This window comes from Kribbella capetownensis (assembly GCF_004331485.1).
GTDB lineage: Bacteria > Actinomycetota > Actinomycetes > Propionibacteriales > Kribbellaceae > Kribbella > Kribbella capetownensis.
This window is the reverse complement of the sequence record NZ_SJKD01000028.1, coordinates 1-531: the sequence shown is the minus strand read 5'-3', so window position 1 is coordinate 531 and position 531 is coordinate 1. Positions and strand designations below refer to the sequence as shown.

Here is a 531-nt window from a genome sequence, read left to right as displayed (position 1 = left end):
GGCCGCGAAACACTTGCGCAGGATCGCCAGGTCCTGCTCCGGCGTCCAGTCGTGCATGATCATGGACAGCAGTACGACGTCATGGCCCGCCGGGAGCTCGGGATCGGCGAGGAAATCGCCCGGGGCGACCCCGATCCGGTCCTCGAACCCTGCCGCCGCGACCTTCTTCGCGGCGATCTCGCAGACCGGCGGCAGATCGAACACCGTTGCCCGCAAGTTCGGGTAACGCCGGCACAACTCGATGTCGAAGGCCCCGGAGCCACCGCCGATGTCGAGCAGGGCGGTAGAGGCCGACAGGTCGACGTACGCACCGAGCTCGCGCGCGGTGAGCGTCGACAGCGAATGCATCGCCTCCCAGAACAAGGCCAGCAACTTGGGGTCCTCACCCGCGAACAAGTGCTCCTGCTCGTCGGGGTTCCAGCTCGTCGGCCGATTGGTTCGCACCGCCTCGGTCAGCCTGCCCCACGCCGGGTAGAGCCGGCGGTCCAGCATCTGCACCCAACCGCCGAAGTCGTACGCCTTGCCGGGAAC

Annotated in this window: 1 protein-coding gene; it reads right to left on the bottom strand. The window is 67.8% G+C overall.

Features of this window, described 5'->3' with window-relative positions; genetic code table 11:
* Positions 1-531 (bottom strand): methyltransferase (locus tag E0H75_RS42795; RefSeq protein WP_272948994.1); only part of this gene is annotated, 531 nt, incomplete at both ends.